Below are 22306 nucleotides of genomic sequence, written 5' to 3'. Positions count from 1 at the left end.
TTCCTATCTGTTTTTCAATTTATGATAATAACGCTCGAGCTTAGGGCGATTATAACGTTGCACAATCATACATGGTACATTTGCTAATAAAGCATATGTCATATGTGGTATTTTTATATATTTTGGCGCAGCAAGAAATACAAACATTGGTAACATCGCTATTCCATGAACAAATTCTGCACGCCGTGTTTCTATAATAAAATCATATATATCTTGCGCTGACGGTTGCGCCATTAGAGTCGATTTATTATAAATTGCCGGATTTAAACGATGTCCCTTTGGCAAATGATCTTTCCAGCGTTTGACTTGAAAGACATCATTCCAAAAATCTCCTTCACGTTCGAATGCGAATGACTTAAAACAGAAATCATACTTCATTAAAAATGTAGTACTTAAACGTGTTCCCCACGCGGCAACCAACATCTGAAGTACAAACCAATAAATACCACTGCCTATGATGAGCCAAATAACGGATTTTTTACGCATGGTGTTCCGCCGTATAATCTGGATTATCTTTATTGAGTAACCAATTACCTGTCGCCAAGTATGAAGCAAACGCTGACCAACAAATATAAGGAATTAATAAATAACCCGCAATTCGATGTTTTTGATAGAATTGGACGGCGGTCGCAACAACTGCACTAAATAAAATATAACTGTCAATGAGGGCTGCACCACGTAATTTATATTTAAAATAAAGTAATGACCATAAGTAATTTAAACCTAACTGCAAGTAATATGTGGCTTGTGCTGCTTGATGCTGTTTTTGTTGTGAAATGATGTCATGAGCAATACCCATACTTAAATAAAGTGTTGGCCAGACAATCGGAAAAACATAGCCCGGTGGTGATAATGGTGGTTTAACATTTTTACTATAATCCCGACGTGCATTTTTTACGGTGATTTTGCCAATAATTTGACCACCGATTAAAGGTAAAGCAATACGACACAGCTTCTTGCTCACTTTGATACCGTTCATCTTCACATCCTCCTTTATGTTGAATAACGTAAATTTATAAAAGAATTAATTACATTTAGTTAATAATTCACCTATTCCCTTAAAACATATGCATTAACCACTATATAACAAATTGGTACCTTTAATATTTAAGGAAGAATTAAGCTGCATTTAGTTTTATTTTTATACGTTATGGTATGGGAGAGGTGAATAATATTGAAACGAATTAAAGTTGCAGATGCACTAAGAGGATTTAGCTTATTAGGGATTTTTATAGCTAATTTACTTATATTTCAATTTGATTTAACTGGCCAATTATATATTGATCATTTTCATTTAAGTCCATTCAACCACGGTGTTTTTAATATTATTAATATTCTTTTTGTAGGTAGTTTTATGCCTATCTTTGCTATGCTTTTTGGCTTTTCTATGGATAAATTATACCAATCCATGAAACGAAAAGGTGTTAAACGTCCGAAACTAAAACTCTTTCGTCGTGCTTTTTTCCTGATGATTATTGGAGGTTTACATGCATCTTACATATGGGGTGGAGATATATTATTTGGTTATGGCTTCTCTATGCTGTTTGTCATTCCTTTCATTCATATGGGGAAACGTGCTTTTAAATACTTTACGCTCATTATTTTTGGATTATTGCTCGTACTATTTATCGTCATGCCATTTTCCGGTGATAATGGTATGCAAACAACACCTAGCAAACATGACACAGCAAATTATGTATCAAAGATTACAAAGATTTACAGTGAAGGTAGTTATTCAGATATTCGTCATGTTGATGAAACAGTTGAAGATCCAAAATTTGCTTTATTCGAAGATCAACTAGGGTCAATCTTTTTCCTACTCATTTTTATTCTTATTCCTTTAATGGAAGTGCCATTATTTACATTAGGTGTCTATTTATCTAAAAGTGGTTGGTTCGAAAAAGATGCACTTGATTGGTGGTCCTCTAAATTATGGATATGGATTATACCCCTAGCACTTATCGGCAAATCAGCAGTACTCTGGGTTCAACATCCAACAATTGCTGAAAATTTCACGGAAGTGTTCGGTATCATACTCGCATTTGGTTATATGAGTTTATTTAAATATATGTATCAAAAATTACCACAACATTTTACATTCCGAGGTTTAGAACATATTGGTAAAATGTCACTGACCTTTTACTTAATACAAAGTGTGATTGGCACTATGATTTTTTATGGCTATGGCTTAGGACAATTCGGCAGCGACCATGTAACAATGATGTTTGGTATCTTTATTATTCTTTATGTTCTTCAAGTGCTAGTTGCTTCTTGGTATCAACGTCATTGGCGGTATGGACCAATGGAATATCTATTACGTATGTTTACCTATTGGCAATTACGTGTCGGCAAGAAAAAACATGCGAGACATCATTCCTAGAAAAAAAGTTTAGGCCAAAATTATGTATTAGGCTATGAACTATATATTGGCAGTAGTTGACTGGATTGAAAACCCACTGATACCAAGCTTGTTTCAATCCTAGTCAACCTTGCCGGGGCGGGACTACGAATTCGTTATGAATGCTGTCCCGCCCTTTTTTTATTTTATGTTTATCCCTTAATCTTCTAATAATTGATATGGAATTAATAGATGCGAGTCATACTTGCCACCTGTATATATGTGATTTAAACCATGATTGACTGTATCTTGATGTTCATAGCGTGTCTTCATTCCTGGTACTGGTGTGCTTGTACCTTTAACGACTTCACTACCCTTTACCACAACTTGTAATTGTTCTCCGTTTTTAAATAGCGTACTAGATGGCAAAATTTCTACTTCAACAGCAACAATTTCTTGAGGTGCAAGTTTAAGTTCTTTCATATGATGATGCCAAGGTTGTAGTGCTGTTGATTTTTCAATATCTAATTCTCGATGTGATACACGTAACCATCCAGTTGCCACTTGTCCATTTTCAATATGATTAAAATCAGGAAAATGTACCTCTTCTCCTTGACGATTGATTTTCTTTATGCCAATGAACAAGTCCATATCATCGGCTTCTTCTGTTGCTACCCATAACTTGAGTTTCATATTTCCAGTTATTTCAGTATTGTGAGTAAAACGTTTACTAAATCTCACTTCATCATCAAGTGAATCATTACTTAAATAGCTTACTGAAACTGTTTCTTCTGGTAACTGCGCTTGTAATGACATATCTTGTGCATTTAAATATAACGGCTTTTCACTCATCTGTGGTAATGGATATGCTGTCGCTGTGTTGTGATAACCCTGATAAAATTTATCACGTACTTCATAACTTACACGCGGTGTTTCAGGCCAATCATTATCAATACCTTTAAGGTAGTAATCAAAGAACGATTTTTGTTGTTCTAGTGATTCACGTGCATAATATGTTTCCCATTCTTTACGTCCATGAATTTTCAACCATTTATGCTGTGATGATGCTTGTTTAAATCCTTCAAATGTGCCACGATTATGAAGGCCTTGTGTAGACCAACTCGCACAAACAAACATAGGTATTTGAATGTGAGCTAATGGCGCTTGTTTAGCTTGCCAGTATTCATCAAACAACGGATGATTTTGCTGTGCAGCAATTAAATCTTCAATATCCATGTCTGGCCATCTTTGCACTAAACCTTGATACCAAAAACGGTAAAATCCTGTATCTGGAATACCACCATGAAAGGCGATTTCTCTATACATATCGTTCAATCCTTCCCACGGTATCATAGCTTTTAAATGCGTTGGATTTAGAGAAGCAACCCACCATTGCGTCACCGCTAAATAAGATACGCCATTCATCCCTACATTGCCATTGCTCCATCGTTGTTTGCCAGCCCAATCGATGACTTGAGCATAATCTTTAGCCTCTGATAATCCCCAAGGATAAAGTGCACCAACTGATTTAGCACTACCTCTTAAAGCTACTTTTACAACAACATAATCATTAGGTACCCAAAAGCCTGGATCCGGTGATTCTTCAGGTGTAAAGCTTGACGTTAGAATTGTACCTATTGTTGGCCACATAGGTCCCATATTTGTGATTTTAGGTTTATTATCTTTTCCATAGGTATCTGCAGATATAACAACAGGAAATTGCCCTTCTTTATTTGGTCTAAATATATTCACATATAATTGTGTACCATCTTCCATTGTCACTGGTCTATCTTTTTCCATTATCATTTCTTGATTTCCATATTGAACACTATCAACGACTATATGATTAGTTCCTTCTTTAATCTGTTCTAATGGCGTAACTGTTAATTGTGGATTACCTAACATATCTTTTTCCATCGTTTGTCATCCCTTTCATGTTTCTGCATTTTAATTACAATTTCATTCTAACCACTGTATCATTTTTAACAACAAGCAGACCATCGCAATTTGTTTGAAAATCAACATAGGAGTCAAAACTGTTTATAATTAGACTGGAATGAGGAGGGAGTATGTGGCACAAGATCGTAGAATTAGAAAATCTAAACAAGCGATACACCATGCCTTTTTACAATTACTAACAGAAACGTCGTTTGATAAGCTAACTATACAACAATTAACTGAAACTGCTGATATTAATCGTAGTACGTTTTATAGTTATTACGTAGATAAATATGATTTATTAGAAGAAATTGAGAATAAACTCATACAAGATTTACAACATTTTATTGCTGAACAACATCAACAACAACACAACATCATGCTTAAAAACATCATCACCTATTTAATCGATCACATTGATAATCATAGAGATGTATTTAGCATCTTATTTAAAATTGGTAAAGCATCAATGATTCAAGAAAAACTTTATAACCTTATTTATAATCATTTAAGTCAATATAAAAATGAAGATGATACGATTGAAGGCATGCCATTTTCTTATTATATGAGCTATGTTTCAGGTGCAGGAATTTCTTTAGTCAAACATTGGATTCAAGATCCGCATCCTATAGCTAAAGCACAACTTGAATATCACTTTTATCAAATTGTTAGCCATGGTGCAGCAAGTATGATTCGATTTGACTCATAAAAACACAAAAAAGCCTAGAACATTGAATGTTCTAGGCTCTTTCTATAATGGTTAGTTACATTACTACAACGTTAGTAGCTTGGTCGCCACGTTGACCTTCAGTAATGTCGAATTCAACTTTTTGACCTTCTTCTAAAGTTTTGTAACCTTCACCAGCGATACCACTGAAATGTACGAATACGTCATTTCCGTCTTCTCTTTCGATGAAACCAAAACCTTTTTCTGCGTTAAACCATTTTACTGTACCGTTATTCATATAGAATACCTCCGTGTGCTTTTGCACTAATATTTGTAACAAAATCATGTATAAAAAAGAGAGTATTCTAGATAAACACACTACAATTTCACGAACTTTTATTACGATAGACTAACTATAACGTATATTTCATGATAAGTAAAGCTTTTTACTAAAATAAATAATTATAAGTTTTAGTTATTTTTATTTTCAACTGGTAAAACCCTACTAAATCCTACAGTTATCCGCTTCACTTTGTAACTTATAATTTATCTATATACTAATCCACCATCTGTAAGAATAGCTTGACCTGTAATATAGTCTGAATCATCTGATGCTAAGAATGATACTAGATTAGCCACATCTCGTGGTTCTTGATAACGTCCTAATTTAATTGCAGCTGAAAATTCAGCAAAAGCTTCACCTGGTTGTAACTCGTCGTTATAGCGTACCATTTCAGCATCGATACGATCCCACATTTCTGTTTTAGCAACACCTGGACAATAAGCGTTCACTGTAATATGATCTTGCGCTAACTCTTTTGCTGCAGCTTGTGTAAATGAACGCACCGCGTGTTTTGAAGCTGAATATGTGCTTAACATTTCATAAGATTCATGTCCGGCAATGCTGCAGGCATTGATGATTTTACCTTTAGTATGTTGTTTTTTAAATTGTTCTGCTGCGGCTTGTGTGCCATAAACCATACCAAAAACATTAATATTAAACACACGTTGAAGTTGCGCTTCATCAACTTCTAAAAATGGACTTACTGCATCAACACCAGCATTGTTTACGAACACATCTAATTGACCAAATTCAGCTACTGCAAATCTAACCAATTCTTGTTGTTCTTTTTTCACTGATACATCACTTCTAAAAGCAACAACGTTATAGCCTTTACCTTTGAATTCTTCTTCTGTTTTTAATAAAACATCTCCATTAATATCTTGGATAACTACGTTAAAACCATCATTCGCTAAGCGTTCTGCAATGCCTTTACCTAATCCACCTGCTGAACCTGTAACTACTGCTGTTTTTGACATAATAAACAACTCCTTAAGATTATTAATCTATCTCTCACTTACTAGTTTAGCCTTAAGAAGTAAAATTACAATAAATACGCATAAAAACCAGCTCATTTTAACATATCTTTCAAACTTGTAAGCTGAAACTAATATTTTGAAAGATTAGATAAAGGCTCATACATATAACCATTTATATAATCAAATTATAATAAATCATTTGAGGTGAAGTACTATGACAATATTGAAAAATATCATTTCAACACTTTTCTGTCTCGCAATGGTGGCTTTGGGTTTATTCATCATCATGAAAATTGGTGGTCACTATTTCCCACAAGTTGACATGTTACGCACAATCAATGAATATAACCCGCTCTCTAATCTGGATATCTATTATTAACTATAAAAAAGCATTCCAACACGATAAACGTATTGTACAGATATGACATCATTTTTGAGATTATAGCCACTTCAAAGTGATGTATAAACCTATTAATGTGATAAAGAGGACAGGTAATGTAATCACAACCCCTGTCTTAATATACGTCCACCAAGAAATTTTCATCCCTTTTTGGCTTAAGACATGAAGCCATAACAATGTGGCAAGGGAACCAATAGGCGTCATTTTAGGTCCTAAGTCAGAACCAATCACATTAGCGTAAATCATGCCTTCTTTAACTATTCCTACTACAGCTGCTTGGTCGATAGCTATCGCATCAATCATCACGGTAGGCATATTATTCATCACAGAAGATAATATTGCTGACATAAAGCCCATACCCATAATGCTTGTAAAGAGGCCATGATGTGCTATCGTCACTAATACATGTGATAATAATGTTGTAATGCCTACATTTTTCAAACCAAAAACAACCAAATACATTCCTATGGAAAAGATAACAATATTCCATGGTGCACCTTTGACCACCTTTGTTGTATTAACAACATGCGATTGCAGTGCTAATGCTAAGAAAACCAGTGCAATCGTTCCAGCAATAAATGATATCGGTATAGGTAAAAATTCACTTAGTATATAACCTATAAATAGCACACTGAGTACAAGCCATGACCAACGAAATAATCGATAATCTTTAATCACTGCTGTAGGTTCTTTTAATTGTGAATGATCAAAATGTTTAGGAATTGTTTTTCTAAAATAAAGCCACAACACAATGATACTTGCAAAAAGGGAAAAGAAATTCGGTATTAGCATTCTAATTGCGTAACCCATAAAACTCAAACTAAAAAAATCAGCTGAAACGATGTTCACTAAATTGCTGACGGTAAAAGGCAATGATGTCGTATCTGCAATAAAACCACATGCAATAATAAATGGGAAAATGACTTTTTCTTTAAAGCCAAGATGACGTACCATAGCTAAGACAATAGGCGTTAAAATGAGGGCTGCACCGTCATTAGCAAAGCAAGCTGCAACGATTGCACCTAAAAGTAAAATATAGATAAACATCTTTACCCCTTTACCATTAGAAGCACGTACCATATGTAATGCTGCCCATTCAAAAAAGCCAATTTCATCTAAAATTAACGAGATGATAATCAATGCGACAAAAGTTAACGTCGCATTCCATACAATATCAGTAACTTTAACAACATCTCCAATGCTGACCACACCTGTTAATAAAGCAATGATGGCACCCATCAATGCAGTGATACCAATATCCAAGCCCTTTGGCTGCCAAATTATAAAAATAATTGTCACTATAAATATAAGGATTGCTAGCATAGTTATCATTGACTTCCACCTCGCTCAAGATCATTACAAATACACATCGGATTAGATTGGTGAATCTGATTTAGCTGCTGTATTAACTGTTGATAATGTTCTTGATTTAAGCGATACATTCGCTTATTGCCCTCTTTACGTACTTCTACAAAATGATGTGCAACTAGCACTTTCATATGGTGGCTCAATGTTGGTTGCGAAATATTAAAGTATTTTAAAATATTGTCTGCACACAACTCATCACATGATAGTAAGTCTAAGATTTCTAAGCGTGTCGCATCTGCACATACCTTTAATTTTACTGCTAACGATTGATATGACATGGCTATCCTCCTTTATCCATATATAGATTAACATCTATATAGATAGAGGTCTATATGTATTTTACATAAAAATTAAACCTCTCTACATTACCAAATATTGGCAATATAGAGAGGTCATCATTCATTATAATTGTACTGGGATTTTACCTTTAAAGTTCACATACCGATATGCTGCCATTACCGCTTCCTCATCAGGGGGTTCAACATCTTCTAATTGGTAATGTACGCCTAACGTCTTCCATTTATGAACACCGAGCTGATGATAAGGTAAGATTTCAAACTTTTCTACATTATCTAGCGAATTAATAAATTCTCCTAGTCGTATCAAGTCTTCTTTATCGTCTGAGTAACCTGGAACAAGTACATGACGAATCCACACGGGTTGTTTCATTTCTGATAATTTTTGAGCGAATTTCAATATATGGGTATTGGGTCTTCCTGTTAAAGCCATATGCTTATCATTATCAATATGTTTGATATCTAATAAGATTAAATCCGTATACTGCTGTAGTGTGTCAAAATGACGATTGAAAGCAATGGTATCATTGGCACAACCTGCTGATGTATCAATACATGTATGAATACCATATGCTTTTAAAGCTTTAAATAGAGCTTCTAAAAATGGCATTTGAAGTAATGGTTCTCCACCACTTACGGTCACACCACCACCTGAGGCATCAAAGTATGGCTGATATGGTAATATTTCGTTAACCATTTCATCAACAGTCACTTCTCTTGATGGCTCATTAATCTTCCACGTATCAGGATTATGGCAATATAAACAGCGTAATAAGCAACCTTGCGTGAACAATATATATCTTAATCCAGGTCCGTCGACAGTGCCCATACTTTCAACGGAATGTATGTGTCCTTTAATCATTTGACTCCCACCCTACTTCTATTACATTTGTTCATGGAATGTACGAGAAATAACATCTAACTGCTGTTCACGTGTTAATTTAATAAAGTTTACCGCGTATCCAGATACACGAATCGTCAATTGTGGATATTCTTCAGGATGTTCCATTGCATCCATTAATGTTTCTCTGTTAAATACGTTAATATTTAAATGGTGTCCATGTTGCATAGCATAACCATCTAGCATACTTGTCAAGTTTCTATTTTGATCGTCATCTTCTTTTCCAAGTGATTTTGGCACAATACTGAAGGTATTAGAAATACCGTCTTTACAGCAATCATATGGAATTTTAGCAACCGAACTTAATGATGATAATGCACCTTTTTGATCGCGTCCGTGCATTGGGTTAGCACCTGGTGCAAATGGTTCTCCTGCTTTACGACCATCTGGTGTGTTACCAGTCTTTTTACCGTAAACAACGTTTGAAGTGATTGTTAAGACACTCATCGTATGTTCAGAATCACGATATGTTTTGTGACTACGTAGCTTAGTCATAAAGCGCTCAACGAGTTCGACAGCAATATTATCAACGCGACTATCATTATTACCATATTTAGGGAAATCGCCTGTAATATCGAAATCAACCACTAAACCATCTTCATTACGAATTGGTTTCACTTGGGCATATTTAATTGCTGAAAGTGAATCAGCTGCGACAGATAATCCTGCAATACCTGTTGCCATCGTACGAATAATGTTCGTGTCATGTAAAGCCATTTCAATACGTTCATAACTGTACTTATCATGCATGTAATGGATGATATTTAATGAATTAATATAGACACCTGCAAGCCAGTCCATCATTTTATCAAACTTATCATATACTTCATCGTAATCTAATATTTCTGTATCAATACCTTTATATTCCGGTCCTACTTGATTGCCAGATTTTTCATCTTTACCACCATTAATCGCATATAATAATGTTTTTGCTAAGTTAGCACGCGCGCCGAAGAATTGCATTTGTTTACCAATCTTCATAGCAGATACACAACATGCAATACCGTAATCATCGCCATAGCTTTCACGCATTAAATCATCATTTTCATATTGAATTGAACTTGTTTTGATACTCATTTTAGCACAATACGTTTTGAAATTATCAGGTAAGCGTACAGACCATAGCACAGTTAAGTTTGGTTCTGGCGCTGGTCCAAGGTTATCTAATGAATGTAAGAAACGGAATGAGTTTTTCGTTACGAGCGGACGTCCGTCAATGCCTACACCACCGATTGATTCAGTTACCCAAGTTGGGTCACCTGAAAATAGTTCATTGTAATCTGGTGTACGTGCGAATTTTACGATACGTAATTTCATGATGAAATGATCGATAATTTCTTGAACTTCACTTTCTGTGATTGTTCCATTATTTAAATCACGTTCAGCATAAATATCTAAGAACGTTGATGTTCTACCTAAACTCATTGCTGCACCATTTTGTTCTTTAATTGCTGCAAGATAAGCAAGGTATAACCATTGCACCGCTTCTTTAAAGTTTTCAGCTGGACGACTTAAATCAAAGCCATACGTTTGACCTAATTCTTTTAACTCTTTTAATGCACGATATTGTTCTGATAATTCTTCGCGCAAGCGGATAACATCTTCTGACATTTCTGTAGACATCGTATGGAAATCATGTAGTTTTTGTTCCATCAAGAAGTCTACACCGTAGAGTGCAACACGACGGTAGTCACCGATAATACGTCCACGTCCGTAAGCGTCTGGTAATCCTGTAATGACACCTGCTTTACGACAAGCAAGCATTTCTTTAGAATACGCATCAAAAACACCTTGGTTATGGGTTTTACGATATTCTGTAAATATTTTTTCTGTATCGGCATCTAATTCATAACCATAAGCTTCACAAGCTGCTTTAGCCATACGAATACCACCAAATGGTTGCATAGAGCGTTTAAACGGTTTGTCCGTTTGTACACCCACTATAGTTTCTAAATCTTTATCAAGATAGCCTGCATCATGAGAAGTTATTGTTGAAGCAACTTTAGTGTCCATATCCCACATGCCACCACGTTCACGTTCTTCTTTAGACAGTTGCATCACTTGTTGCCATAATGTTTGGGTTGCTTCTGTAGGTCCTGTTAGAAACGCATCGTCTCCTTCATATAAATTGTAATTCAATTGGATAAATTCTCTTACATCTACATGTTTGTTCCAACGACCATTTTTAAAACCTTGCCAAGCATCAGTATGTTTATATGTTTCTTTCATACAGTTGCCCTCCATTTCTGTTGTAAGTGTTTTCAAGAGCATTGTAGCATGGTTATTGTGATTTTTTTCACATGATTTATGACTAATTTTCATCAAATATTTGTCTAAATCGTAAACCTGTATTAGTTTGTAAAACAGTTTAATGTTCATTTAGTTGTGTTATGCAACAGTTGTATTGTGCAATGCATAAAATATAGTTTTGAACTATCAATCATTCATATAATCAAGCATGAAACGCGAAGCAATTATCAAATTTGACTTTTGCTCCGCGTTTCTTATGTCAGCTTTAACTTCTATTTTTGATTGTCAACTTTTAATCGTCTTGTTGGTTGTCTATTACTTTACCTGTTTGTGCATCTACTGTGATATCACGTTGTTCTTTATCTTTTTGTAACGTGATATCATAGACTAACTTACCATCATCTTTACTGAGTGACCATTCTTTAATCTCACCATCAAATGCTCGTTGTGCTGCTTTAATAGCTGATTTATAGCTTTTCACTTCGCTATATTTAAACGTGTCTTGGTCATCTGAATGATCTTGATCACCTTTTTCTGATTTTTTATGCTCGACACGTTGGCTTTTATCGTTAACTATAACCTCAGATTCATTATGGTTCTGAGGGTTTTGCTGTTCGACTTTATAAACCCATTCTCCATTTGATTTTTCAAAAGAGATTTCGGTCACTTGCTGATTTTTATAACTGTTCTGAGCTTTTTTAATCGCGTCTTCAGGTTTCGTTTTAACTTCTTTTAATGCAATTGTCCCCTGATGACTATCTTTTTGATGGTTCGATGTCGTGGTATGGTTATCTGATTGACTACAAGCACCTAAAAATAGTGCCGACGCTGTAATCAATGCGATTGTTTTCTCTTTTTTCATGTTGTTCCACTCCTTTTTATGTGTTAATAGACGTTTCCCGCTGAACATCGAACAAAACACATTTTAAGAAATTTTATAAATTAGATATGAAGCAAATGGGAGCGTGATAGCACTCATTTTGAATTCGTAGACCCGCTTCCAGCAAGGTTGACTAGGATTGAAAAAAGCTAGGGATAAATGTATTTTCAATCTAGACAACTACTACCAATATATTTGTTTAGACTGAGACAGCACACTGGGAAAGTGAAACCATACAATACAAATCATTAAATATAAAAAGGCACAAAGACGCCTTTAATTTCAAATCATCTTTGTGCCATTATCTTTGAATTTATATTACAGCGTTGTATGAATCATTAATTATTTAACAAATCATATTGTACGATGCTGTCAAGTGCTGCTAAAATCGCTTCTTCTTGTGTCGCTATTGGTGTCCAACCAAGATATTTCCTAGCTTGTTCATTACTAACATTACGATTAATATCAAGTAACAATTTGCCCTCTTTCGCTTGCTTATTCACTTTTGCACCTAACGATAATATAAAATTAGGCACGCGTTTTGTTGATACTTTCTGTGCTAGATTTGGGCGTTCTTTCTTAATAAGCGCTGCGATTTCCGGCATAGTAATCTGACCGTCTGCAGTGGCAATAAAGCGTTTACCGTCTGCTTCATTATGCGTCATTGCACGAATATGCAAATCGGCGACATCTCTCACATCAACAATATTTAATGCAATATTTGGTATGCGTTTCATTGAACCATTAACTAAATTTTTGACTAAATCAAAACTACCAGAAATATGTGCATCTAAAGATGGGCCCATCATTGCTACTGGATTGATTGTTGCAAATTCTATTTTACGCGTCGCATTTTCAACATAATTCCATGCAGCTTTTTCAGCCAATAATTTAGATTTTTCATAAGCTGATAAGCCCGGTTCATGTTCATCTGTCCAATTACGTTCCGTCGTTATACTTGATTTATCCTTATTACTAAAACCAACCGCACCAAAATTTGATGTCATCACAACACGTTGAACACCTGCATGATCAGCAGCACGTAAAATACGTTGCACACCTTCGATTGCAGGACGTATTACTTCTGACTCATCGTCAGGAATTTCAAAAAAGACAGGCGAAGCGACACTTAGCACATATTGACAGCCTTGCATCGCATCATCCCAATGTTCATCACTAGATAAATCTGCTTCGACAAATGTGAGTCGTTCTGTTGGAATATCATTGGCTTTCATTGTATTTAAAATATTTGCTTGTTTATTGATAGAACGCACAGTTGTACGTACGTCATAACCTTGTTTCAATAGTTCCGAAATAATACGCATGCCTAAAAAGCCGGTACCACCTGTCACTAATACTTTACTATCCATGCTCATAACCTCCTGGCTACTTCTTTTTAAGAGTAAATTTTAACAGCTTATCACATTATAACGTTAATAAAATAACTTAATTCACTGTTTATTTAGCAGCTCATCTTATTAAAATACCCCTTAATCAACATGACCAAGCATCATATCAATTAAGAGGTATCTTTTTTTATTTCATTTATTTATGTTGCTGTTTTTTAGGACCTTTTAATGGCCACCAATTTCCTTTACCTAGCGTGCTTACTACGGCTGGAATAAACAATGGTAAGATGAATAAATTATATATAAGTAGCCCCAAAATGAGTATTGTCGCAATTTGCATCAGTGTGAGCATTCCTGATGTGTACAATGCCGCAATGGTACCAACGATAATAATGCATGCTGTGACAATAACCGTACCCATTTTCTTCATCGCAGTTATTAATGCATTATGAATATCATGTGTGCGTACTTCCTCATTAAAGCGGTTGAGTAAGAAGATTGCATAATCAATACCTAATGAGAATAATATAACTAGGCTAAAGAATGGTGCTACTAAAAGTACGCCTTTTTCACCAAACGAATAATCAAATAGCACATTGGCGATACCCATAGAAACGTAATACGTAATAAGTATTGAGAACATCATATACAACGGCATAATAATAGAACGTTTAAAGACGACAAGTACTAAGAATGTAACTAGAGACATTAATATAATCACTTTCGTCATATCCGTATTAATCGTGTGGTCTAAATCTGCGTTTTGTGAGGTAACACCGCCGTATTCAATCTTGCTATTTTTAAATACAGTACCATTTTTCTGATTATCTACTGTATTTTTAATGTTATTTAACGTTTTAAAGGCTGACTTAGAATAAGGATTTTGTTTTAATTCTACATTGAGCAAGACAACATTACCGTGGTCTGCACTATATTGGTCAATTGAGCGTTTCATATCTTTATTATTCAGCATATCTTGTGAAATATACATACCTGAACGGTTAACACTATCGTCTTGTGACATACCTTTCAAATAGCTTTGTATTTCTTTTTGACCATCGATGACTTGTTCATTACCTTGTTGTGCTTGTTGTAAGCCTTGGGATAATTGACTTGCTTGCTGTGTAATACTTTGAACACCAGCCTGTGGATTTTGACTTGCTTGTTGCATTTGTTGCTGTACCACTTGACTTTGTGTCAATGGCTGAACCTTTTGTTGCATTGTACCTAAACCATTGTTAACTTGTCCTAATCCTTTATTGGCTTTCGTCAATTGTTGTTGAATTTCATTTAATTGATTTGTGGCAGATAATTGCTTAATTGGAGTGCCTGTTGGACGAGTAATCGTATTAACACCTTTGACATTATCGATTTTATTTATACTTTTCGTTAACGTTTCTAAATCACTTAACCCTTTAGATGTTGTTAATTTATCATTATCTTTGATGGCAATGGTTACCGGGAAAGCTTCTCCTAATTCAAATTTATCTTTGATAATATCTAATGCTTTAACAGAGCCATAATGATTACTTATTTCATTTGTATTATCGTATGTGATTTTATTTGGTGTGAAGTAAATAAGTGGTAAAAATACAGCTAAAATCACTAAAATGACAACGAATGCGTGTTTACTAGATAAATTTCCAAGTTTACCCCAAAATCGATTTTCTTTGTGCGATGTTGCTTTTTTACTTGGCCAAAATATTTTTTCGCCTAATAACACCATGATAAGTGGAAGTAATGTGTACATAATAATTAATAAACATACTACACCTACGCCGATACCCACTGCAGAGCGGAATAAATCGAATTGTGCAAACAAAATCACTAAGAAGCTGACAAAAATTGTACTTCCACAAATGAGTATCGTTTTACCGCCACTCACAAATGTTTCATAAACCGCTTTCGTCTTATCATCATGCGCGGCCAGCTCTTCTTTGTATCGATTCAATAATAAAATACAATAATCTGTACCAATACCAAACAATAAAGCTACTAAAAACGGCTGAATATATACTGATACTGGGAAATCGCAATATTTTACTAAGAATGCAATAATTGCAGAGCTAAATAAATAAGATAAACCTACAATAAACAATGGAATAAATGGTGTGACAACAGAGCGGAATACTACAAATAGAATGATCAGAATTAAAGCAACTGTTACAATTTCTGTTTTCTGTAGCCCTTTATCTGTCGCTTTATTAATATCATGCGTAACTAAATCATTATTAGTTAAGTACACTTTTCCAGGGTGATCGTCAATTTTATTAATCTTATCAGCCACTTTGACAGAATTACCTGTTGTCATTTCAACTGGAATCATTATTGTTTTTTTATCTTTTGAGACAACTTTTTTGAAGGTATCTTTATTGGTATACGGTGATATAACTTGATTAACGCCATCTATCTTTTTAATTTCTTTAATAAAATGTTCTACTTTGTCATTGCCTTGTTCACTTAATGGTTCTTTCATTTTGATGACTGCAACTATGGAATTAGAATTTGCTCCTACGTCTTTCAACATATGTTCATATTTTTGTGACGATGTACTATCAGGAGGCTTAATTTCACCCTTTTCTTTTGCCAATTGAGACAAATTTGGTGCAAAAATAAGTGACAACACAATTACAATGATTACTAATATTGAAATCGGCCATTTAAATCTCAAAATTGTCTTCATTATCTCTTACTCCCTTTTTATTTTTTAGCAAGGTCATTATCTAACTAAGTGTTAACCATTGCTTTCTGTAATATTTTCGTTTATCTTTTAATAGACAAATTGTCTATTATGTAAGATACCACAAAACATTTGATATTTCTCATTAAAAATTTCTAGTTTTGCACTATAATAGACGTTTTTAAAATTTGTGTTGATTAAATTCCAAATGATAGACGAATAAGGAGGAAAACAACATGGACAAACGACAAAAACGGACGAATAACTATTTAAAAAAAGGCTTAACACAATTATTAAGCACTCAAAACTATTCAGACATTACCATACAACAACTTGCTGAAGCATCACATATCAACCGCAGTACATTTTACTTACATTATCAAAGTAAAGATGACTTTATTGTTTCAATCATTGATGAAACAATTACAGAGTTATTAGATTATGTAAAACGAGATTCATCCTCAGAAGATGCCATTTTCAGTTCAGAATTTAAAGTATCATTTTATAAGTTACTAGAATACATTGAAATGAATTATGAGTTTATTCGTGTTCTGTTTATCAATATGAATAATACAAGATTCCGTTCACTATTAGTTGAAAAGGTACGAGAAAATATTTTCCTACCTTTATTAGAGAAAAATCATGTTTCATTAACGTTTAAAAATGAAATTGCATTAAACTTTATTATTCATGGGCATTTAGGCGTTATTGAACGTTGGATTAATGACAATGTTCAATATAGCTCACATTATATCGCTCAAGTCATGCTTGAAATAGCTAACACTAATCCTTTTGAGCTATTAGGCATCGAGTCAGAACTAGAAGAGCGCTAAAGAAACAGAGAATAGAACATCCTTTTTAGAAAAACCAAGGAGCGGAACAGCATTCATGATGAATTCGTAGTCCCGCTCCTGCCAATTTGACTAGGAGTGAAAAAGCTTGGTATCCAGCGTATTTGCACTCCAGTCAACTACTGCCAATATAGCATTCAGCGCCTAAAACATAATGTTGTCCCAGACTCTGGTTTTTTTATTGATAATACTTTGTATGATTGGCTTCTTAGGGAGAGAACTTCAGCCACCCAACTTGCGTTGCCTGGTAAACTTCTTCTCGAAATTCTCTTTGTTGGGGCTCACCCCAACTTGCGTTGTTCGTGGAAATGCTTGTTGCATTTCTCTTTGTTTGGGCCCCCACCCCAACTTGCTGTGTTTGTTTATTTTACTTTATATTCTTTTTCGATCATAGTAATTGTAAAGATAAACGCTATAATTAGTCCACAACTTATACATAAACTGATGACTATGGGCTGTATCATCCCGGATACTTTAACCACTTCTACTTTTGGCGGGTGTGTTCCCGGTAAAAATGAACGTTGATACGTTAAATGCACATATTTACCGTGATTGATTTTGAACTGATAACCTTTGTGATCTTTAGGTACAACATCATATAAATCTTTCTTCACATAATACATTTTCCCTTGAATACGATGCTGACCTTTACTAAGCACTTTGCGATAATCATAATTTTTGAAAGCACGTCGAACCATGATATTAGAAAGTTGTTGACGCACATGTTTTGCTCGTTCATCAGCAAATGGCTGTACTTGAAATAGCACTGAATGAATTCTTAAGTTATTTTGTTTAGCTGTTAACGCTAAGTTATAGCCGTGATTGCTGGTACCTGTTTTTAAACCATCAGCACCCGCTAAACCATCAGCTTGTGCGGGTAATGATAAATTAGTGTTTTTAAGCATATGACCATGTTGTTTATCGGACGTCAGTCTTGTAATCTTCAACACTTTAGGATGTTGCTTTACTAATTGTTGTGTTAATACAGCCATATCTTTCGCAGTCGTTTTAGAGAAATGTTGTTGCTTGTAGTTTGACGGTGCAAAGGGCTTTATTAATCTATTATCTGCACCACTAGGATTATTAAAATGCGTATGTCTCATGTGCAATGCTTGCGCCTTACGATTCATACGATGTGTGAAATCAGATGAGTTGCCATCAATATGTTCTGCCAACACCAACATTGCTGCATTACTTGACGCTAATGCACCCTGTTTTAATAATTGCTGAATCGTATATGTTTTACCTTTAATCAATGGAAAAGTTGTTAATCCCGGTATGCGTGACATTTTGGCATACCGCCCTGAAACTTTTACTTCATCAGTTAATTTAATTTTACCTTTATCTATGTCGTCTAATACTAAATAAATAGTCATTAACTTGGTAATTGATGCTGGATCTACGTTGTCATGCTGATGATAGTCGTATAGAATTTGTCCTTGTTGCGTGGTTACAATCATACTTTTAGGATTGTAGTGCTGAGCGATATGTTGCTTTTCCGCTTCAGCGATTTGTGTGGGTGTTTTTGCTGCATAGGTAGTTAATGGACTAAACATCATACATAAGCATAATAGAAGTACAAAGCCTTTTATTTGTCTCACCGTTTAAATCCACCTTTTTTATCTCTTTTCTTTAAAATATCATGTTATATGCTGTGACACCATTTAAAAAGGATACAACTACCCTTGTTTTTCTAATTACTTTATCTATCTAACCACTCACGCAAGCCATAATCGTATCTATTAATGAAAAAACTGACGAATGCCCTTAAAGACTTCGTCAGTTTTTGAGTATGCGTACTATTCAGCTACTTTTAAATAATATATCGCTAAAATTAAACACGTCGCAATTGCTGTAACAATTATAAAGACATGTCCTACATTGATAAACACGACGCTCATCATATATGCCACAATAATAACTATAATTTGATAGACAATTGGTTTTACTATTTTTAAATGTGCGTGAAAATATGATGAATTAAACCATAGTCCTGCTAAAAATAGCACTATACTTACATATAATAAGTTGATTTCAAAGAAACGATGCAGCTCGTTACTATTACTATATACAAGTGCTGTATTTAACATACCTAATGCAATATTAATCACCAAATGTGTATACACAAGTAAAAATCCTATCGACTTATGCTGGTGATTGATATAGTTTTCAGTGACTAGCCAATAAATCCCAAATAGACTAACCAAAATTAGAAATTGAAATATATAAATAATGTCAAAATGTTTAATACTAAAGGTAGATGCTAAACCGACAAGCACTTCTCCAAAAATAATTATCGTTAGTAATGAAAAACGTTCAACTAAGTGCATCATATTGACTGGTGATTGATATAAATATTTTCTAAATGGAATTAAGCCTGTGCCAGCTACAAAGACACCTAAAAAGGCACTATAATAGTGAATATGTGTCGGTAAAATAAGTGATAAGCACGACAATGCTGCTACCGTAAATGCGACGATAGAAAAAGCTTTACACGTTTGGTAGTCATTAGGATAACGCGTATATCTTAGCTGCACTAGATATTGTAACCCAATGCTCACATACATGATTGTGACACATAAAAAGAATGGGAAAAATGTCTTTTCAAAACTTGGATATAAACTATTCGATAGAAAAATCAGCACAAACAAATTAAACATCATGAAGCACACATCGGTCTTAGACGTCTTACCAAAACGGTTCGTAAAGAATGTTTGGTGCGACCATAATATCCATAAGATTAAACTCATCATAATATATTTAAAAAACAAATCGGCAGAAATGGTACCGCCATGTGTGTGTAAAATAACATGCGCAATTTTTTGAATCGCATAGACAAAAATCAAGTCAAAAAACAATTCATGAAAGCCTGCGCGTTTCTCTTCTAAATGTCGTTGTATTGGTTGTCTTTCCATATATTAACTCCTTTATTTACTATTCTCATTATAATAGCACAAGTTAAATATCCATGTCTGACAAGCTCAATAAGAAACGATACTAAATTTACAGTCTTGTGATATTAACTATTTACTCACGTTAAAACACTTCCTTCAAACCACGTTTGAAAAACTTTTTAAAGTATCGCTGCCGATGAATACCACGCTTAGCTGTTTGAAATTTAAATGTCGACGTCTCGTTTGCTAAATCATTCGCTAATATTGCTTTTCCCAACAAACTGTTACCAACCATGTCTTTAACAATCTGTGTATGCTTAATGCCTTCTTTCATCCCTACATACCAGTAGACATGTACTGACGCATTAATCGCCTGCTGTTGCTTCATAAAATCTATGAATTCCGGATACCATACTGAAGGGGAAATCAAAATGTATTTCCCAAATTGTTGCGGCATGGTATACAATGCATAAAGTGACACAAGTCCACCATAAGATGCACCAGCAATGCCAATATCCTGATTATTTAATGATACACGATACTGTTCTCTCACATAAGGTAACAATTGTGTCGTTAACCAAGTGAGATACCTAGACGCTTGGCCTTGATTAAGTCTTGTGCCAACTTTTGCCGGCCACGGTGTAAAGTCTTTTGTACGTTCTTTAGAAAGAATGCCGATAAAAATCATATCTTTATTACACCGTTTAAATAACATATCGCCATCATGAACAATGAGTGCAGCATATCTTTTAACCTTCTGCTTACCATAATCCTTTGGTAATTGAATGGTAATTTCAAAGCCATCCATTTGAAAGACCTGTCGACGTTTATTCATGATAACTCCCCTTTAAAATTCTAATAATTAAATTTATTTAAAAGTTAAATATATTTAAAATTATGCTATAATTGATAACAATTATCAATACACATTTTTTTAAATAAAGGGTGATGAAATGAAAAGATTTATCATATTAACGGTATGTACCATATTATTTTTAGCTGCTTGTAACTCAAATGAGAATCATGAGCGCGCTAAAGATCATAGCAATACGAAAGCCATGCGAACAGTAACGATGGATGACGGCAATAAAGTTAAAATACCTAAAAATCCTAAGCGCATCGCTGTATTACATCCCACATATGTAGGTGCTTTAGTAAAATTTGGCCATAAACCGATTGCCGTACCAAAATTTGTTGCTAAAAATAAAGTGTTAAACAAGGCCACAAAAGGCATTAAACGTATAGATAATACTAGTGTAGAGCAAGTTGCCAAAGTCAAACCCGATTTAATTATTACGTCAAAAGGCGATAAAAATTATGGGAAATTGAAAAAAATTGCCCCAACCTATGTGTTCGATGCGAATCAATCATCTTATAAAGACACTACTAAAAAATTAGCACAACTTGTTAACGAGCAACATAAAGCAAACCAATGGCTAAAACATTGGGAAAAACAATTAGCAAAAGATAAGAAAGCATTGGCACCTATGATTAAGGGGAAAACTGCTTCCGTCTTACAACAAACACCTAAAGGCATTATGGCTTTCAGCAATCACATGGGACGTGGAACAGAGATTATATATGAGGGCTATGGCTTGAAACAGCCTAAAGCATTAAAACAAGCAACTCAGAAAAAAGTAGCAACACCAATCAATGAAGAACAATTCCCAGAATATATTGGTGATATTGCTGTTATTGCTCAACAAGGTAACAAGTCACCACAGTTTGAACAAACACAATTTTGGAAGAGTCTCAATGCTGTCAAAAAGCATCGTGTCATTAAATTTGATGTCAGTGAAACACAATATAATGATCCTATTTCTTTAGAACGTCAACGAGATATTTTCTATAAAGCATTAAAAGCAATGAAATAGCACAACACTTTGGAATATAAATGTGACGGACTAAAGTTATAGCCCCAAAATCCTTTCTTCGGTATAGTTTGCACCATAACATTTGAATATATTAAAACTAAAGGTTCTATTGGTAGCATATGTTGATTTTATACATAAATCACCTTGTTCATTTAGTTTAATGAGGTTTATTAAATGTTACGAAAATCTCTTATTTTTTTATAAGCATTTTAGTATAACTTCATATACAACTACACAGTATTGATTACAAAAGAAGCACAAAGACGATTTTTAATTTCAAATCATCTTTGTGCTATTATT

The 22306-nt window shown here is 34.3% G+C and carries 19 protein-coding genes; 4 read left to right on the top strand and 15 right to left on the bottom strand.

Annotated features, from left to right (window positions below; genetic code table 11):
- Nucleotides 1–3: 3 nt before the first annotated feature.
- Together HMPREF2864_RS07625 and HMPREF2864_RS07620 are read right to left on the bottom strand one after the other, a co-directional pair.
- Entirely contained in the window at nt 4–486 is a 483-nt protein-coding gene (locus tag HMPREF2864_RS07625) for a glycosyl-4,4'-diaponeurosporenoate acyltransferase CrtO family protein (RefSeq protein ID WP_002460806.1), read from the bottom strand.
- Nucleotides 479–979 (bottom strand): TspO/MBR family protein, encoded by a 501-nt coding sequence (locus HMPREF2864_RS07620; RefSeq protein ID WP_002492469.1) that lies wholly within the window; start codon nt 977–979, stop codon nt 479–481. Before HMPREF2864_RS07620 ends, HMPREF2864_RS07625 begins: the two co-directional genes overlap by 8 nt.
- Before the next feature lie 195 nt (nt 980–1174).
- Here HMPREF2864_RS07620 and HMPREF2864_RS07615 point away from each other — a divergent pair, with 195 nt between their 5' ends.
- The gene (locus tag HMPREF2864_RS07615) at nt 1175–2380 is read left to right on the top strand and encodes a DUF418 domain-containing protein (protein WP_002479075.1); all 1206 of its coding nucleotides are present in this window, start codon (nt 1175–1177) and stop codon (nt 2378–2380) included.
- A gap of 177 nt (nt 2381–2557) precedes the next feature.
- Here HMPREF2864_RS07615 and HMPREF2864_RS07610 read toward each other — a convergent pair whose 3' ends face one another.
- Nucleotides 2558–4255 (bottom strand): CocE/NonD family hydrolase, encoded by a 1698-nt coding sequence (locus tag HMPREF2864_RS07610; RefSeq protein WP_070545330.1) that lies wholly within the window; start codon nt 4253–4255, stop codon nt 2558–2560.
- A 154-nt stretch (nt 4256–4409) separates the two neighbouring features.
- Between HMPREF2864_RS07610 and HMPREF2864_RS07605 the strand changes: the two genes are divergently transcribed.
- Nucleotides 4410–4985: a TetR/AcrR family transcriptional regulator gene (locus HMPREF2864_RS07605; RefSeq protein ID WP_037543401.1), complete on the top strand. Its 576-nt coding sequence runs from the start codon at nt 4410–4412 to the stop codon at nt 4983–4985.
- Between the two features lie 55 nt (nt 4986–5040).
- Here the strand turns inward: HMPREF2864_RS07605 and HMPREF2864_RS07600 are convergent, their stop codons facing one another.
- The 9 genes from HMPREF2864_RS07600 to HMPREF2864_RS07555 form a co-directional block, all read right to left on the bottom strand.
- The gene (locus HMPREF2864_RS07600; protein WP_002479078.1) at nt 5041–5241 is read right to left on the bottom strand and encodes a cold-shock protein; all 201 of its coding nucleotides are present in this window, start codon (nt 5239–5241) and stop codon (nt 5041–5043) included.
- Nucleotides 5242–5489: 248 nt separating this feature from the next.
- Nucleotides 5490–6263 (bottom strand): acetoin reductase, encoded by a 774-nt coding sequence (locus HMPREF2864_RS07595; RefSeq protein WP_002460813.1) that lies wholly within the window; start codon nt 6261–6263, stop codon nt 5490–5492.
- A 439-nt stretch (nt 6264–6702) separates the two neighbouring features.
- Nucleotides 6703–7992 carry an arsenite efflux transporter membrane subunit ArsB gene (gene arsB / locus HMPREF2864_RS07585; protein ID WP_269146989.1) on the bottom strand — a complete coding sequence of 430 codons (1290 nt, stop codon included), beginning with the start codon at nt 7990–7992 and terminating at the stop codon, nt 6703–6705.
- Complete coding sequence (locus HMPREF2864_RS07580; protein ID WP_002460816.1) at nt 7992–8309, bottom strand: ArsR/SmtB family transcription factor; 318 nt, start codon at nt 8307–8309, stop codon at nt 7992–7994. The genes arsB and HMPREF2864_RS07580 overlap by 1 nt, the downstream gene beginning before the upstream one ends.
- 124 nt (nt 8310–8433) lie before the next feature.
- Nucleotides 8434–9189 (bottom strand): pyruvate formate-lyase-activating protein, encoded by a 756-nt coding sequence (gene pflA, locus HMPREF2864_RS07575; protein WP_002460817.1) that lies wholly within the window; start codon nt 9187–9189, stop codon nt 8434–8436.
- Between the two features lie 21 nt (nt 9190–9210).
- Entirely contained in the window at nt 9211–11457 is a 2247-nt protein-coding gene (gene pflB, locus HMPREF2864_RS07570) for a formate C-acetyltransferase (protein ID WP_070545332.1), read from the bottom strand.
- 313 nt (nt 11458–11770) lie between these two features.
- Nucleotides 11771–12340, bottom strand: a complete 570-nt coding sequence (locus HMPREF2864_RS07565; protein WP_037543404.1) for a PepSY domain-containing protein — start codon at nt 12338–12340, stop codon at nt 11771–11773.
- Nucleotides 12341–12696: 356 nt separating this feature from the next.
- Complete coding sequence (locus tag HMPREF2864_RS07560; RefSeq protein ID WP_002460821.1) at nt 12697–13728, bottom strand: SDR family oxidoreductase; 1032 nt, start codon at nt 13726–13728, stop codon at nt 12697–12699.
- A 175-nt stretch (nt 13729–13903) separates the two neighbouring features.
- Nucleotides 13904–16390, bottom strand: coding sequence for an MMPL family transporter (locus HMPREF2864_RS07555; RefSeq protein WP_070545334.1), 2487 nt, complete (start codon nt 16388–16390; stop codon nt 13904–13906).
- Between the two features lie 233 nt (nt 16391–16623).
- On the opposite strand from HMPREF2864_RS07555, the gene HMPREF2864_RS07550 reads away from it, so the two are divergent.
- On the top strand, nt 16624–17220 hold the full coding sequence (locus tag HMPREF2864_RS07550) for a TetR/AcrR family transcriptional regulator (RefSeq protein ID WP_002460823.1): 597 nt from the start codon (nt 16624–16626) through the stop codon (nt 17218–17220).
- Between the two features lie 380 nt (nt 17221–17600).
- Here HMPREF2864_RS07550 and pbp4 read toward each other — a convergent pair whose 3' ends face one another.
- The 3 genes from pbp4 to HMPREF2864_RS07535 all read right to left on the bottom strand — a co-directional run bounded on the left by pbp4 (nt 17601) and on the right by HMPREF2864_RS07535 (nt 20967).
- A complete protein-coding gene (pbp4, locus tag HMPREF2864_RS07545) occupies nt 17601–18839 on the bottom strand; it encodes a penicillin-binding protein PBP4 (protein ID WP_070545336.1) in 1239 nt (412 codons plus the stop codon).
- 198 nt (nt 18840–19037) lie between these two features.
- Nucleotides 19038–20153: a low temperature requirement protein A gene (locus tag HMPREF2864_RS07540; RefSeq protein WP_070545338.1), complete on the bottom strand. Its 1116-nt coding sequence runs from the start codon at nt 20151–20153 to the stop codon at nt 19038–19040.
- A gap of 121 nt (nt 20154–20274) precedes the next feature.
- Nucleotides 20275–20967: an alpha/beta hydrolase gene (locus HMPREF2864_RS07535; protein ID WP_002479088.1), complete on the bottom strand. Its 693-nt coding sequence runs from the start codon at nt 20965–20967 to the stop codon at nt 20275–20277.
- 118 nt (nt 20968–21085) lie between these two features.
- Between HMPREF2864_RS07535 and HMPREF2864_RS07530 the strand changes: the two genes are divergently transcribed.
- Nucleotides 21086–22006: an ABC transporter substrate-binding protein gene (locus HMPREF2864_RS07530; protein WP_070545340.1), complete on the top strand. Its 921-nt coding sequence runs from the start codon at nt 21086–21088 to the stop codon at nt 22004–22006.
- Nucleotides 22007–22306 lie beyond the last annotated feature (300 nt).

Origin of the sequence: Staphylococcus sp. HMSC059F04 (assembly GCF_001812565.1) — a bacterium.
In the GTDB taxonomy this organism is placed as follows: Bacteria; Bacillota; Bacilli; order Staphylococcales; family Staphylococcaceae; genus Staphylococcus; species Staphylococcus lugdunensis.
This window is presented reverse-complemented; position numbering and strand designations above follow the sequence as displayed.